Consider the following 15,134-nt stretch of genomic DNA (forward strand, 5'->3'; position numbering starts at 1 on the left):
AGGAAATGAAGGCAAGCAAGCATTCTTACGCGCTGATGGCGCCGTACATGATTCTCTTCTCGGTTTTTACGGTGCTCCCGGTCATTATCTCGATTATTCTCAGCTTCACTTACTTTAACATGCTGGAATTTCCCCGGTTCGTCGGCTGGCAGAACTACACCCGCCTGTTCCTGGAGGACGACATCTTCCTGATCGCCGTCAAGAACACGCTGCTGCTCGCCGCGATCACGGGACCGGCCAGCTACATCGCCTGCTTCGTGTTTGCCTGGATCATCAACGAGCTGTCCCCGAAGCTTCGGGCGCTTATGACGTTGATCTTTTATGCCCCTTCCATTTCGGGCAATGTATTCTTCATCTGGTTAATGATTTTCTCCGGCGACCGGTACGGGATCGCGAACGGCTTCCTGGTCAAATGGGGCTTTATCCTCGAGCCGATCCAGTGGCTGAAGACCGAGGGCTACATTCTGCCGATCATTATCATCGTTCAGCTGTGGCTCAGTCTCGGGACCGGCTTCCTGACCTTCATCGCCGGCCTGCAGACCGTCGACCGGACGCTCTACGAAGCCGGTGCAGTGGACGGCGTAAAGAACCGCTGGCAGGAGCTGTGGTACATCACCCTGCCGTCGATGCGGCCGCAGCTTATGTTCGGCGCCGTCATCCAGCTCACGTCGTCGTTTGCCATCGCGGATGTCTCGATTCAGCTCGCCGGCTTCCCCAGCATCAACTATGCCGGGGAGACAATCGTCACTCACCTGATCGACTTCGGCACGACCCGCTTTGAGATGGGGTATGCGTCGGCGATCGCTACCGTGCTGTTCCTGCTGATGGTAGGAACCAACATCCTCGTCCAAAAACTTCTGCGCAAGGTAGGTGAGTAGCGAATGAGCAGCCTGTCGCTCAGACTTCGCCCGAAAAAACGGGTGAACCGGTCCTTCATGGGCAGCTTGTCCCTTTTTCTCCTGCTGCTCGTCTTCGGTTCGTTCATGATTCTGCCGCTCGTGTACGCGATCAACAACGCGTTCAAGCCGCTGGACGAGATTTTCCTCTTCCCGCCGCGGATGTTCGTGCGCAACCCCACCTTCAATAACTTTTCCGACCTGGTGAACCTGCTCAGCCAGTCGTGGGTGCCGTTCTCGCGCTACATTTTCAACACCGTCTTCATCACCGGCATGGGCATCGTCGGCCACGTGATTCTCGCTTCGGCCGCCGCCTATCCGCTGGCGAAGCATCATTTTCCCGGCAAGGCGATCCTGTTCCAGGTCGTCGTGCTCTCGCTGATGTTTACTCCGGCCGTCACGGCCACCCCGAACTACATGATCATGTCCTGGCTCGGGATGGTCGACACGTACTGGGCCGTCATCGTTCCGGCGTTCGCCTATTCGCTCGGGCTGTACCTCATGAAGCAGTTCATGGAGCAGATTCCCGATGCCATTCTGGAAGCCGCCAAGATCGACGGGGCGAGCGAATACCGGATCTTCTGGACGGTCGTTATGCCGAACGTCAAACCGGCCTGGCTGACGCTGATCATCCTCCTGTTCCAGATGCTCTGGGGCAGCGACGGCAACGGCTTCATCCAGAGCGAGCAGCTCAAGACGCTGCACTTCGCGGCGAACCAGATCATCCAGGGCGGGATCGCCCGTGCGGGAGCGGGAGCGGCCGTCGCTCTCATCCTGATGAGCGTGCCGATCACCTTGTTCATTTTCTCGCAGAGCCAGATCATCGAGACGATGGCCACTTCCGGCATGAAAGAATAGGAGGGAACGCAGTTGGCTATGAAAAAATGGCTTCTCACCGTCGCGGCCGCTTCCCTGCTGTTCTCGGGATCGGCCTCGGCAAAAGCAGCTTCATCGGCTCCCTATCAGAGCTACAATTACACCTATTGGATGGATGCGGCCCCGGCCCCGGCGGCGTACCTTCCGGCGAAGGCCGTTACCGGCAAGGATCTCGGCATCGGCGATTTCGTCGAGCCGACGGACCTGTACACCACGGAGACCGGCCTCACCTATATCCTCGACAGCGGCAACGCCCGCGTGGTGGCGGTTGACGCGGGCTTCAAGTTCGTGAAGGAGATCAAATCCTTCGATAACGCAGGCAAGCCCGACACGTTCAAGAACCCGTCCGGCCTGTTCGTCGACAAGGACGGCGACATCTACATCGCCGATACCGACAATGCCCGGGTGGTCGTGCTCGACCCGAACGGCAAGCTGGTGAAGCTCGTCCAGAGTCCGAAATCGGATATCCTGGCTGCGGACTTCAAATTTGTGCCGCTCAAGGTGAGCGTCGATAAGGCAAAGCGCGTCTACGTGGTCGCCCAAGGGGTCTACGAGGGCATCATGCAGTTCGACGAGAAGGGCGAATTCCTCGGCTATGCCGGCACCATCAAGGTGCGGCGCGACTACAGCGACTACATCTGGCGGCTCTTGTCCACCAAGGCCCAGAAGGCGCAGATGACCCTGTTCATCCCGACGGAATTTTCCAACCTGGATATGGACGCCAAGGGGTTTGTCTACGCCACGAACATCGACCCCGGGTCGGATCAGCCGATCAAGCGGCTGAACCCCTCGGGCGCGGACGTCCTGAAGCGTTATGGCTACTTCCCGGTTAGAGGGGATATTTATTACCGGATGTCGGTAGGTCCCTCGAAGTTTATCGACATCAAGGTGCTGGGCGACGGCATGTACGCGGCGCTCGACTCGACCCAAGGGCGGGTCTTCACCTACAACGAGGAAGGGGATCTGCTCTATATTTTCGGCGAGAAGGGCAATCAGCTCGGGACGTTCAAGACGCCGGTGGCGATCGAGAAATCGGGCGATAACCTGGTCGTGCTCGACCGTGCCAAGGCCAACCTCGTCGTCTTCCAGCCGACCGTCTTCGGCAAGACCGTCAACGAAGCGGTCCGCCATCATTATGAAGGCGACGACAGCGAAGCGGTGGCAAAATGGCAGGAAGTGCTGAAGCTGAACGCCAACTACGACATCGCCTACATCGGCATCGGCAAAGCGAAGCTGATGGAGAAGGACAACAAAGAAGCTATCCGCTACTTCAAGCTTGGCATGGACCGCAAAAACTACTCCGTCGCCTATAAACGGTATCGGACAGAGGTGCTGAAGGAGCATTTCGGAACCTACATGACGGTCATCTTCGTGCTGATCGCCGCATATTTGATTTTCCGCATCGCGCTGAAATGGAAACGAAGGAGGTGGGCGGGGCATGAAGCGTGATTTTCTATCCTTTCCGCTGCATCTGATCGTGCATCCGTTCGACGGCTATTGGGATATGAAGTACGAGCAGAAGGGCAAGCTGCGGGTCGCCGTGACGCTGATCTTCCTAGCCTTTCTCGCGATCGTCGTCCAGAAGCAGTACGCCGGATTTCTGGTCAATTTCAACGACCCGCGCCAGCTGAACAACCTGAACGAGCTGATTTACTTCGTATTCCCGTTCTTCCTGTGGTGCATATCCAATTGGGCGGTCACCACGCTGATGGAAGGGGAGGGCAAGTTCAAGGAAATCGTGATGGCCTCCTCGTACGCGCTCGTGCCGATCATTCTGGTGTACTTCCCGATGACCTTCCTGAGCCGCTTCATGGCCCAAGAAGAGACGTCCTTCTACCATCTGTTCAATACGGTCGCAGCCATCTGGTTCGTCCTGCTGCTGTTCGTAGGCATCATGACCGTGCACCAATACACGGCGAGCAAGACCATCCTCACGATGATCCTATCGCTCATCGTCATGGTCATCATCGTCTTCCTCGGCTCGCTGGTATTCAGCATGCTGCTGCAGATCTATGAATTCATCGCCAATGTGTACCGAGAACTCATCTTCCGAACGTAAAGGAGGCCGCACCCTGTGACCAAGCGGAAAATCGGATATCTGGTGCTGGCCTGTGCCTTCATCCTCGTCATCGCCGGTATCTTCTACTTCAACAACCATGGAGCCCCCGCCGTATCGGCGGCGGACTATCAGCAGGATTCCTCGCAGCTCGAGGCGGGCGGCGAGCTCGCCGCCCTGCCGGATTCCACCCCCGGTGTGCCGGGCATGAACCTGATCGCCGAAGACGGCAGCCTGGGCCTGTATTTCCATCCCGAGACGACGGAGGTCGCCGTACGGGATAAGAAGACCGGCCAGATTTGGTACAGCAATCCGGCGGACCGGGACGGCGACGCGATTGCCTCTGCCTTCGAGAAGGAGATGCTGGCCTCGCAGCTGAGCGTCTCCTTCCGGGATACCACCGGGGCGCTGGACAGCTACGGCAACTTCACCCAGAGCATCAGCAAGAAGCAGTTCAAAGTAGAGGGCATCAAGAACGGCGTGCGCATCACCTACACGCTGGGCGACATGTCGCTCGGCATCGACGCTCTGCCGAAATACATCGATAAGGCGCGTCTGAAAGAGAAAGTGCTGTCCAAGCTGGACGCATCGCTAGCCAAGTACGTTTCCGCCCGCTATTATCCGAGCGAAAGCGATCCCAATGTGCTGGAGCGGCTGGACGAACAGATCAAGAAGCAGCTCGTGCTCGATAAGATGCTCGGCGCTTTCACCAAAGCGGGCTACAGCGAAGCCGATCTGGCCGAGGACAATGCGGCCCACGGAGCAGGCGGCAAGGCAGGCGCCGACAAGCCGAAGTTCGTCATCCCGCTGGAATACCGGCTGGACGGCGGCTCGCTGACCGCCACCATTCCGATGGGCCATGTCGAGGAGACGGCCAGCTACCGCATCCGCAGCATCGACCTGCTGCCTTACTTCGGCGCTGCCGGTGTGAAAGGGGACGGCTATATGTTCGTTCCGGACGGAACGGGCAGCCTGATCAACCTCAACAACGGCAAGATCAAGGAAGAGCAGTATGTGCAGCGGGTATACGGCGACGATCCCAACGACAACAGCCGCAACCGCGGCCAAGTGATCCAAAGCGCCCGAATGCCGGTATTTGGCCTGAAGAACGGCCCGGCCGCCTGGTTTGCCGTCATCGAGAAGGGCGACGGCCTCGCCAGCATCGCCGCCGACGTAAGCGGCAAGCAGAACTCCTTCAACCACGCTTACAGTACGTACGCGGTGCGCGGCGAGGATGAGCTGGAGCTATATACCGGCGCGACGATTCAACAAATCGACCTGCTTGCCGACAAGCTGTTCAAGGGCGACATCACCGTCCGCTACAGCTTCCTTCAAGGCGAGGATGCCAGCTATTCCGGCATGGCGCGGCTCTATCAGAACAAGCTGGTCACCGACCAGAAGCTGAAGCCGCTTCAGGCCCAAAACGGCCTGCCTTTCTACCTGGACATTCTCGGCACCATCGACAAGCGCACGTCGTTCCTCGGCGTTCCTTATCACACCATCGAATCGATGACGACCTTTGACCAAGCCGGGGAGATTGCCGACCGGCTCAAGCAGGACGGCGTCTCGGACCTGCAGATGCGTTACCTCGGCTGGTTCAACAAGGGCGTGCAGCACAAGACGCCGACCGGCGTGAAGGTGGACGGCGACAACGGCGGCAAGAAGGACCTGCTCCGCCTCGCCGAGAAGCTGGAGGCCATGGGCGGCAAGCTGTATCCGGACGTAGCCTTCCAGCAGGTGTTCCACGATGACGGCGGCTTCGCGCCTTCGTCCGACGCAGCCCGCTTCGTCACCCGCGATGTCGCCAAGCTGTCTCCGTACGATCGGGCCATGAACCGCATGGACGACTATTATGGAAGCTATTATCTGCTGTCCCCGGCGAAGCTGCCGTCCTTCGTGGAGGATTTCACCAAATCCTACGGTCGTCTGAAGCTCGACGGCCTGTCGCTGCGCGACCTCGGCAGCACGCTGATCGCCGACTACCGGAACAGCCGGCTCATCTTCCGCGAGACGGCGAAGAACATCGTGAACGACGAGCTCGGCAAGCTTCAGAAATCCTATCCGAACCTGTTGGTGTCGGGAGCGAACTCGTACGCTTGGGGCTACAGCCAGAACCTTACCGACGTGCCCACGTCCACCAGCGCCTTCAATCTGGCGGATGAAGAGGTTCCGTTCTACCAGATGGTGATCCACGGCTTCGCCGCCTATTCGGGCCAGGCTATGAACCTGGCGGACGAACAGGATCTGAACCAGGAGCTGCTCCATGCGATCGAACTGGGTACGGCGCCGCACTTCCTCTGGTCTTATGAGGATTCGTCCGAGTTGAAATCGACCCATTATAACGACGCGTTCTCGTCCAAGTACGAAAATTGGTACGACCAGGCTCTGGGCCTGTACAAGAAAGCCGATCAGGTGCTCGGCAAGCTGCAGCAAAGCAAAATGATCGAGCATACCCGCCTGCAAGACGGCGTCGTCGAAGTCAAGTACGATAACGGAACGTCCATCTTCGTGAACTATACCGATGCGCCGGTAACGGCGAATGGAGTCCAGGTGAACGCTCACGATTACGCGGTAGGCGGTGATAGCAAGTGAAAATGAGACTGACCCTGACACGCAAACGCTCGCTGCTCGGAATCCTGTTCATCTCTCCGTGGCTGATCGGTTTCCTCTTCCTGTTTCTGAAGCCGCTGGTGGAATCCATCCGGTTCAGCTTCAACAAGCTGGTTATTGAGCCGACCGGCTTCACGCTGCATAACATCGGCTGGGACAATTTCCATAACGCCCTGTTCGTGGACCCCAACTTCAACCGGATCCTGACGAACTCCATCGGCAGCATGCTCATCAACGTCCCGTTGATCCTGTTCTTCAGCTTGTTCTCGGCGGTGCTGCTCAATCAGAAATTCCCGGGCCGGACCTTGGCCCGCGCCATCTTCTTCCTGCCGGTTATCCTCGCCTCGGGCGCCATCTCCGCGGCGGAGACGGCCGGTCTGATCAACCTGGTCGGGAACGCCACGGTGGCCCAGGAGATGGGTCGGGCCGCTTCCTTCAACGGCGATGCGCTGGTGAACATTCTGGTGCATGCCGGCTTCCCGATCAGCATCACCGATTACGTGGTGGAAGCCGTCGGCCGCATCTATGAAATCATCCGCAGCTCCGGCGTGCAGATTCTGATCTTCCTCGCCGCGCTGCAATCCGTCCCTACCTCCATGTACGAGGTGGCGAAGATGGAGGGGGCGACCGGGTACGAAACCTTCTGGAAGATCACCTTCCCGATGGTGAGCCCGCTCATTCTGACGAACATCATCTACACGATCATCGATTCCTTCGCCGACAGTCCGGTGACGAAGATCATCTACACGACGGCGTTCACTTCCCAGAATTTTGGTCTCAGCGCCGCCATGTCCTGGCTGTATACGATCGCGGTCAGCATTCTGCTGATCATCATCGGCTACGCCATTTCCAAGAAGGTCTTCTATCAAAACTAACATCCGGATATAAGGAGGGAACGCGCGATGGCAACCGTCCCAGAGGCTGTTCAAAAAAAACCGGTCAAGTTCAACACCCACAAGCTGCGCAACAAAAGCGTCGATGTCTTGTGGTACATCTTCCGATACGCCCTGATCATCGGGATTTCCTTCATCATTCTGTACCCGATCCTGACCAAGATCTCGTACGCCCTGAAAGACAAGCAGGATATTTACAACCCGACGATCTATATGATTCCGATCCATTTCACGCTGGATAACCTGAAGCTGGCTGTGAGTCTGCTGCATTATTGGCCGCTGCTCGCGAATACGCTGGTGTTCGTGGGGGTAATGATGTTGCTGACCACCGCCTCCACGGCGCTCGCGGGGTACGGCTTCGCCCGGTTCAGCTTTCCGGGCAGCAACATCCTGTTCGTCCTCGTCATCCTGACCATCCTCGTGCCGCAGAGCACGCTGATGGTTCCGATGTATCTGCACTTCCGCAGCTTCGACATCCTGGGAATTATTCACGCCATTACCGGCAAGGACGGGCTTCATCTGCTGAACAGCTACTGGCCGTCGATCATCACCTCGGTCACGGCGAACGGCCTGAAGGCGGGCCTGTTCATCTACATCTTCCGCCAGTTCTTCAAGGGGCTGCCGAAGGAAATTGAAGAAGCGGCGCTGATCGACGGCGCGGGCGGCATCAAGACCTTCTTCCGGATCATGCTGCCCAACGCGATCCCGCCGATCATCACGGTCATCCTGTTCTCGTTCGTCTGGACGTACAACGATACCTTCTACACCTCGCTGTTCATGAGCCAGAGCAACCTGCTCCCGCTCAAGATCGCATCGCTGCCGGCGGATACGGCTCAGAAGCTGCCGATCCTCATGGGACTCGGCACCTCCGGCAAGGCGGACCCGAACTACGTCGCCCTGATTGTCGATACGGGCATCCTGCTGGCGATCATCCCGCTGATCGTGCTGTACCTGTTCGTGCAGCGCCACTTCGTTGAGAGCGTGGAGCGGACGGGTGTCGTCGGCTAACGCAAAGAAACCGATTCAGATTGAAAAGGCGGCCGGGTGTCGTCGGCTAACGCAAAGAAACCGATTCAGATTGAAAAAAGCGGCCGGAGCCGCGCCCGACGGGTGCGATTCCGGCCGCTCCTACCTAAGCCGCTAACCCGATTTATCGGCTGGAAAGAGAAAGGTGAGACGAGATGAACGAGACGATGGACCGCTATCGGGTGGAGCCCCGATTAGTCAATCCGCAAGCGGATGAAGGCGCTAGGCGCTTAATGGCTTACTTATGCGACATGTACGGCAAGCATATGCTGCTCGGCCAGCAGATCGGCGTGATGTCCACGCCCGAGTTCGAGATTCTGCACCGGGAGACGGGCAAGTACCCGGCCGTCGGCGGCTTCGACTTCATGAATTACTCCCCCTCCCGCGTCGAGCGCGGGTCGGTCTGCGAGGACACCGAGCTGGCCATCCGGCACTGGAACGAAGGCGGCATCGTCACCTTCTGCTGGCACTGGAACGCCCCCAAGGATCTCATCGACCTGCCGCCCGACCGGACCTGGGGCTCGGGTTTCTATACGAAGGCTACCACCTTCGACGTGGACTACGCCATGAGCCATCCCGAATCCGAGGAGTACCGGCTCTTGATCCGGGACATCGACTGCATCGCGGTCCAATTGAAGCGGCTGCGGGACGCCGGAGTTCCGGTGCTGTGGCGCCCGCTCCACGAAGCCCGCGGCGGCTGGTTCTGGTGGGGAGCCAAGGGGCCCAAGCCGTACCTTGCTCTGTGGCATTTGCTGTACGAGCGGCTTACGGTGTATCATCAATTGAATAACCTGATCTGGGTGTGGAACGGCGAACAGGCGGATTGGTACCCGGGAGACGAGACGGTGGATATCATCGGTGTGGATATCTATCCGCCCGCCCGGGATTACACGCCCCATGCGGACCGCTTCCGGGAAGCCCTGTCCTTCACCGCGATGAATAAAATCATTGCGCTGAGCGAAAACGGCACCCTGCCCGATCCCGATCGGATGCTGGCCGAAAACGCCCGGTGGGCTTGGTGCTGCACCTGGTACGGCTCGTTCGTGTACAAGCAAAGCGAGCGGAAGGAGCACGACTACTCCGAGGAGTTTACCGAGCTGGCCCAGCTTCGCAAGCTCTACGAGCATCCCTATACCTTAACAAGAGAAGATCTGCCGGATTTGAAAACCTACCGGCTGCCCGAAACGGAGGAACCTGGCCGATGACCTCACCGGACCTGATTTGGAAACACCGCAAACCCCTGAGCCGCCTGCTGATGGATAAGGCGGCCGACCTGCTTACCGTCGGCTTCATCGGCGGCTCGATCACCGATGGCCGTCCGCGCCACAATTGGCCGGAGCCGGTTACGGCCTGGCTGGTCGAGCAGCTCCCGAACACGCGAATCGCCGTGGAGAACGCGGCGATCGGCGCCACCGGCAGCGACCTGGCGGCGCTCCGGGCCGACCGCGATCTCATCGCGAAGGGCTGCGACCTCGTCTTCGTCGAATTCGCGGTCAACGATTACGGCGAGCCCGCCGAGAAGCGCGGCCGCACGCTGGAAGGACTCGTCCGCAAGCTGCTGGCGGACGGAAAGCGCGAGGTCGTCCTGGTCTATACCTTCAACCAGGACATGTACGAGGAAGCGATGAAGGCCGGCGAAGTGCCCGCCATCATCCGGCAGTACGACGACATCGCCGATTATTACGGCATCGGCTCGGTCTGGATGGGCCTGAATGCGCTGGACGAAGTCCGCAGAGGCCATCTGCGCTGGGAGGAATGGCTCCCGGACGGCCTGCATCCGACAAGCCGCGGCAGCCTGAGCTACGGACAGAGCGTCATCCGGTTCCTGGAGCAGGAACGGCAAAGGGCGGACGAGCGGGAAGCCCCGGACGCTGTCGATTGGCAGCAGCGGCGCGAACGGGCGCTCGAGCATCCGCTGAATCCCCGCAACTGGCAGAACGCCCGGCTGCTCGGGCTGAACGAGGTGCAGACCGAGGGGCCTTGGACGCTGCGCCGCTGGCTGTATTACCCCTGGCTCGACCAGGTGCTGGAGACGGCGGCGGTCGGTGCGAAGCTGTCCTTTGCTTTCGAGGGGCGCGGCTTGGCCCTCGGCTTTGACTTCGGCAAGACTTCCGCCGAATTCAACTATCGGATCGACGGCGGAGAGTGGACCGCGGTGACGCGGACCCGCGAGGATTGGGTCGGTCCCGACGGCTGGTTCCGGCTGAGCGTATTGGCCGAGGAGCTGGAGAGCGGCTCGCATGTCTGCGAGCTCGAAGTGGTCCACGGCGGCGGACCGAACTGCGCCGGAACGAACTTCCGGCTCGGGTTGATCGGCTTGTTACCTTGACGCTGCACCTAGAGAGAACAGCGAGAGACGGAGGATGGCATGAGCAAGAAAGTAGAGAAGCTGGCAGGCTGGAGGTTCAAGGCCTGGGACGAGACGGAATGGATGCCCGCCGAGGTCCCGGGCTGCGTCCATACCGACCTTGTGCGGAACGGACTCATTCCCGATCCGTTCTATGAGACCAACGAGAAGAATCTGCAATGGATCGACAAGAAGGATTGGGAATACGAAACCGTCTTTGACGCGCCTGCCGGTTTTTTGGAGGAGTCCCGCCAGGAGCTGGTCTTCGAGGGGTTGGATACCTATGCGGAGGTGATCGTCAACGGGCGGAAAATCCTGTCGGCGGACAACATGTTCCGCCTCTGGCAGACCGAGGTGACCGGTCTGCTTAAGCCGCAGGGCAATTCGCTGCTCGTGCGTTTCCGTTCCCCGATCAAGGAGGATCTGCCCAAGCTGGAGCGGCTCGGCTACGCGCTGCCCGCGGCGAACGACCAATCGGAGCTGGGCGGACTGGGCGACAAGAAGATCAGCGTATTCGCGCGCAAGGCGCCGTATCACTACGGCTGGGACTGGGGCCCCCGCTTCGTGACCAGCGGAATCTGGCGGGACGCCTGGCTCACGGCTTGGTCGGACTGCCGGATCACCGATCTGTTCATCCGCCAGGACAAGGTGACGGCCGAGACGGCTTGGCTCACGGCCGTGGTCACGGTCGAGGCGGAACGGGCCGCTCAGGGAACGCTGCGGCTGTCTGCCGTGGGCCGCACCTGGGAGCAATCGGTCGCGGTCGAAGCGGGCTTCACCCGCTTGGAGCTGCCGCTTGTGCTCGACCGTCCCGCTCTGTGGTGGTGCCGCGGGCTGGGCGAAGCGACCCTCCATGCCTTCCGCGCCGAGCTGGAGCTTGCCGGGGGAGCCGCGTCCGAGAAGAGCGTCCGCACCGGACTGCGCTCCGTTCGGCTGGTCCGGGAGCGGGACGAGGCCGGCGCGTCCTTCTTCATCGAGCTGAACGGCAAGCCCGTCTTCGCCAAGGGAGCCAACCATATTCCGAACGACAGCTTCCTGCCTTCGGTTACGGATGAGCGCTACCGGCATGAGATCGCCACGGCGGCGGCCTCGAACATGAACATGCTGCGCGTCTGGGGCGGCGGGGTCTATGAGGATGATCTCTTCTATGAGCTGTGCGACGAGAACGGCATTCTCGTCTGGCAGGACTTCATGTTCGCCTGCAGCATGTACCCCGGCGACGCGGCTTTCCTGGAGAACGTGAAGGCGGAGGCGGAAGACAACCTCGTCCGGCTGCGCAATCACCCCTGCCTTGCTCTCTGGTGCGGCAACAACGAGATGGACTCGGCTTGGGCCCACTTCAAGGAGAACGCGGGCTGGGGCTGGAAGCAGCCGTTCTCGCAAGCGCAGCGGGACAAGATCTGGAACGATTATGAAGCCGTCTTCCACCGCATTCTGCCGGAAGCGGTGGAGCGTCTGATGCCCGGTATGGCGTACTGGCCGTCCTCGCCGCTGTTCGAGCTGACCGGAGATATGCGGCAGCACGCAACGGGCATGGCCGGCGGCGGCGACATCCATTACTGGGGAGTATGGCACGGCAAGGAGCCGTTCGAGGACTACAACCGCAAGATCGGCCGCTTCATGAGCGAATACGGCTTCCAGTCGTTTCCGGAATGGAGTTCCGTGCAGAGGTATGCCGAGGACAAGGACATGGAGCTGGAGTCCGAGGTTATGCTGGCCCACCAGAAGAACGGCCGCGGCAACACGCTGATCAAGGAATACATGGACGAGTACCTGCCCGTTCCGAAGGACTTCCCGTCCTTCCTGTATGCGAGCCAGGTGCTGCAGGCGGATGCGATGGCGATGGCGATTGAGGCGCACCGCCGCAGCAAGCCGTACTGCATGGGAACGCTGTACTGGCAGATCAACGACTGCTGGCCGGTGGCCTCCTGGTCCAGCATGGACTATTACGGCAAATGGAAAGCCATTCAGTATCATGCCAAGCGCAGCTTCCGCGACGTGATGGTCTCCGCCGAGGAGACGGACGGCCTCGTCCGCTTCACGGCGGTGAATGACCTGCCGGTCGAGTTCCGCGGGCGGCTGACGGTCCGGCTGATCGACTTCTCCGGCCGCTGCCTGAAGGAAGAGAACGTCGAGATCCAGGTAGCCGGAGGGGGAACCGCCCCCGTGCTGCTTGCCGACCGCGGCGAGTGGCTCGGCGACGCCGATCCGGCGCAAACGGTGCTGGCGGCATCGCTGGCGGCCGAGGATGGAGCCCTTATTCATACCACGGAGCATTACTTCGCTCGGACCAAAGCGCTCGCGCTGCAGAAGCCGGACCTTCGCGTTGAGGTTTCGGCAACCGCCGACGGGAAGGGAGCCCGTCTCACGCTGACGACCGATACGCTCGCGAAGCAGGTCTGGCTTACGGCCGAGGCGGATGGCATCTTCTCGGACAACTACTTCGATCTGCTGCCGGGCGTGCCGCACACCGTCGAGTTCCTCGCCCGGCCGGAGGGCTCCGTCGCCTTTCTGCCGGCTGAGCCGGGAGCCGTCACGGTCCGCTCGATGGCCGACTTCGTTCACCTGCCGGCTCAGGAAGGCTCGGTCCGCGGGTAAGCCGCTTCTTCTCCGTTTGCATCGAAACGCCCCAACTGCGCAAGCCTCGCTCGCGCGGTTGGGGCGTTTATCTTTTCCAGCGGTCCCGGCGGGGGTTAGTCCATCTCGTAGATCGAGCCGGTCTTGCTGGCAAACAGCTCGGAGTACACCTTCTCGGCGTACGCGTCGGTCATGCCCGACAGATAGTCGGCGATGAAGCGCGGCCAGGCCCAATCGTGCTTGTGCCGGTCGTAATTGGCCAGCCAATCGGGCGGAATGATCCGTTTTCCCGCTTCGGGGTCGATGAAGCTCTCCCAGAGCCGCTTGATCATGATCTCGCTGCGCATCTGCAGCCGCTGAACGCGGAAATCCTTGATCAGCGTGACCCAGGCCAGCTTCTTGAGGATCTCCATCGTGCGCAGGAGCTCGAAGTCCTGCTCGCCGTCCCGCACGAAGGTCACCTTCTTCCAGCTCCGCGCCGGATCGTCGATGATGCCGATCCGTCCGGCGAACGTGCTGACCCAACGGGCCTTCATCTCGCGTCGGGCCCGCGAGGACTCCTTGCCGCTCAGCGTGTACACCTCTTCCCATTGATCGAGATAGGCCCCGAGCACCCGCCCGACCATCGCCTCGATATCGACCTGGTCCCAGCCGACCTCCAAATTGCCCTGGTCGTTCACGATTTCTTCGACCAGGTGCTTTTTCAGCCAGCCGTCCTCGAAGAAGGGGCGGTTCATCTGGATTTTGCCGGCCCGGATGCCATCTTCGATGTCGTGGGTGGAATAGGCGATATCGTCGCACAGGTCCATGAGCTGCGTTTCCAGGGTCGAGCAGCCGTCCGGGATCGCCCACTTGCGGCGCAGCTCGGCGATGGCCGCCCACTCCGACGAATAGACGCCCTTCAGCCGTCCCGGTTCATCGAGGTTGAACGGGTATTTGTTGATGGCGAGCAGGGTGGCGGCCGTCAGGTCGAGTCCGCTGCCGCTCTCGGCGCGCTTTTCCAGGAACATCAGGATGCGGAAATTCTGCGCGTTGCCCTCGTATTTCAGCCCGTACTGCTCCTGCAAAAGCCGGTTCAGAACATCCTCGCCTTTGTGTCCGAAGGGAGGGTGGCCGAGGTCGTGGGCGAGGGCGGCGCATTCGACCACCGCCTGCTCCAGCATGAGGGCGGGATGCTCCTTCTTGTCCAGGAACGGATACTGCTGGCCGAGACGCCGGGCCGCCTCCCGGGCGATCTGCGAGACCTCCAGGGAGTGGGTCAGCCGCGTGCGGTAATAGTCGCCGGACCCCGCTCCGAAGACCTGCGATTTGCCCTGCAGCCGCCGGAAGGCGGGGGATTGGATCAGCCGGGCGTAATCCCGTTCGTATTCTTCACGTTCCTCGCTGAACGTGCCGGTTGTCGATTCGTCGAGACGCATTTTGCGCAAATCCATAGCCATTCCTCTTTCCGCTTAAGCATGTCGTGTCCGCTCCCGTTCTCATTCTGGAAAAAAGGTCTTGTCGGGGTCGCAGCCGCCGAAAACCCATCGCCTACGCAGATTCCGAACCATCCGCTTCGTCTGTCACGGGCCTCGGGGTCCGCCTGTTCCTTCGCGCTGATAAGGGGAGTTAAGCATGAGACTAGCATAAAATTCGGCTAATTTCTATCCGCCGCAAGCGGAGGCCATGGATTGGCCGTTTATTACCACCGGAGAGCCGAGAATCAGGTGGGCCTCATCATCAACGAAGGAACGGCGGTGAATCGCCTGGATTACGCATATCTGCATGATTCCTGGGAACCGTTGCAAGCGCCCTTTTGATCAGACAAAAGAGAGGTTAAGAGGCTTCGTTGCTAAAACGGCGAGGCCATGATA

Annotated in this window: 11 protein-coding genes; 10 read left to right on the forward strand and 1 reads right to left on the reverse strand. The window is 60.2% G+C overall.

Translation table 11 applies throughout. From position 1 onward, the window contains the following. Positions 1 to 5: 5 nt before the first annotated feature. The 10 genes from ACSEXS_RS00435 (at position 6) to ACSEXS_RS00480 (ending at position 13,302) form a co-directional block, all read left to right on the forward strand. Positions 6 to 878 carry a carbohydrate ABC transporter permease gene (locus ACSEXS_RS00435; protein WP_438433049.1) on the forward strand — a complete coding sequence of 291 codons (873 nt, stop codon included), beginning with the start codon at positions 6 to 8 and terminating at the stop codon, positions 876 to 878. 3 nt (positions 879 to 881) lie between these two features. After that, positions 882 to 1,754, forward strand: a complete 873-nt coding sequence (locus tag ACSEXS_RS00440; protein ID WP_438431216.1) for a carbohydrate ABC transporter permease — start codon at positions 882 to 884, stop codon at positions 1,752 to 1,754. A gap of 18 nt (positions 1,755 to 1,772) precedes the next feature. Beyond that, positions 1,773 to 3,221: a gluconolactonase gene (locus ACSEXS_RS00445; protein ID WP_438431217.1), complete on the forward strand. Its 1,449-nt coding sequence runs from the start codon at positions 1,773 to 1,775 to the stop codon at positions 3,219 to 3,221. Beyond that, positions 3,211 to 3,831, forward strand: a complete 621-nt coding sequence (locus tag ACSEXS_RS00450) for a YIP1 family protein (protein ID WP_438431218.1) — start codon at positions 3,211 to 3,213, stop codon at positions 3,829 to 3,831. Before ACSEXS_RS00445 ends, ACSEXS_RS00450 begins: the two co-directional genes overlap by 11 nt. 15 nt (positions 3,832 to 3,846) lie before the next feature. Next, a complete protein-coding gene (locus tag ACSEXS_RS00455) occupies positions 3,847 to 6,420 on the forward strand; it encodes a DUF5696 domain-containing protein (protein WP_438431219.1) in 2,574 nt (857 codons plus the stop codon). Continuing rightward, positions 6,417 to 7,313 carry a carbohydrate ABC transporter permease gene (locus ACSEXS_RS00460; RefSeq protein ID WP_438431220.1) on the forward strand — a complete coding sequence of 299 codons (897 nt, stop codon included), beginning with the start codon at positions 6,417 to 6,419 and terminating at the stop codon, positions 7,311 to 7,313. The genes ACSEXS_RS00455 and ACSEXS_RS00460 overlap by 4 nt, the downstream gene beginning before the upstream one ends. A gap of 27 nt (positions 7,314 to 7,340) precedes the next feature. Then, a complete protein-coding gene (locus ACSEXS_RS00465) occupies positions 7,341 to 8,339 on the forward strand; it encodes a carbohydrate ABC transporter permease (protein ID WP_438431221.1) in 999 nt (332 codons plus the stop codon). A 173-nt stretch (positions 8,340 to 8,512) separates the two neighbouring features. Next, positions 8,513 to 9,562 (forward strand): glycosyl hydrolase, encoded by a 1,050-nt coding sequence (locus ACSEXS_RS00470; RefSeq protein ID WP_438431222.1) that lies wholly within the window; start codon positions 8,513 to 8,515, stop codon positions 9,560 to 9,562. Continuing rightward, positions 9,559 to 10,686 carry an SGNH/GDSL hydrolase family protein gene (locus tag ACSEXS_RS00475; protein ID WP_438431223.1) on the forward strand — a complete coding sequence of 376 codons (1,128 nt, stop codon included), beginning with the start codon at positions 9,559 to 9,561 and terminating at the stop codon, positions 10,684 to 10,686. The genes ACSEXS_RS00470 and ACSEXS_RS00475 overlap by 4 nt, the downstream gene beginning before the upstream one ends. Before the next feature lie 39 nt (positions 10,687 to 10,725). After that, a complete protein-coding gene (locus tag ACSEXS_RS00480) occupies positions 10,726 to 13,302 on the forward strand; it encodes a beta-mannosidase (RefSeq protein ID WP_438431224.1) in 2,577 nt (858 codons plus the stop codon). Positions 13,303 to 13,397: 95 nt separating this feature from the next. Here ACSEXS_RS00480 and ACSEXS_RS00485 read toward each other — a convergent pair whose 3' ends face one another. After that, the gene (locus tag ACSEXS_RS00485; RefSeq protein ID WP_438431225.1) at positions 13,398 to 14,714 is read right to left on the reverse strand and encodes a deoxyguanosinetriphosphate triphosphohydrolase family protein; all 1,317 of its coding nucleotides are present in this window, start codon (positions 14,712 to 14,714) and stop codon (positions 13,398 to 13,400) included. Between the last annotated feature and the right edge of the window lie 420 nt (positions 14,715 to 15,134).

The organism is Gorillibacterium terrae (assembly GCF_051594785.1).
In the GTDB taxonomy this organism is placed as follows: Bacteria; Bacillota; Bacilli; order Paenibacillales; family NBRC-103111; genus Gorillibacterium.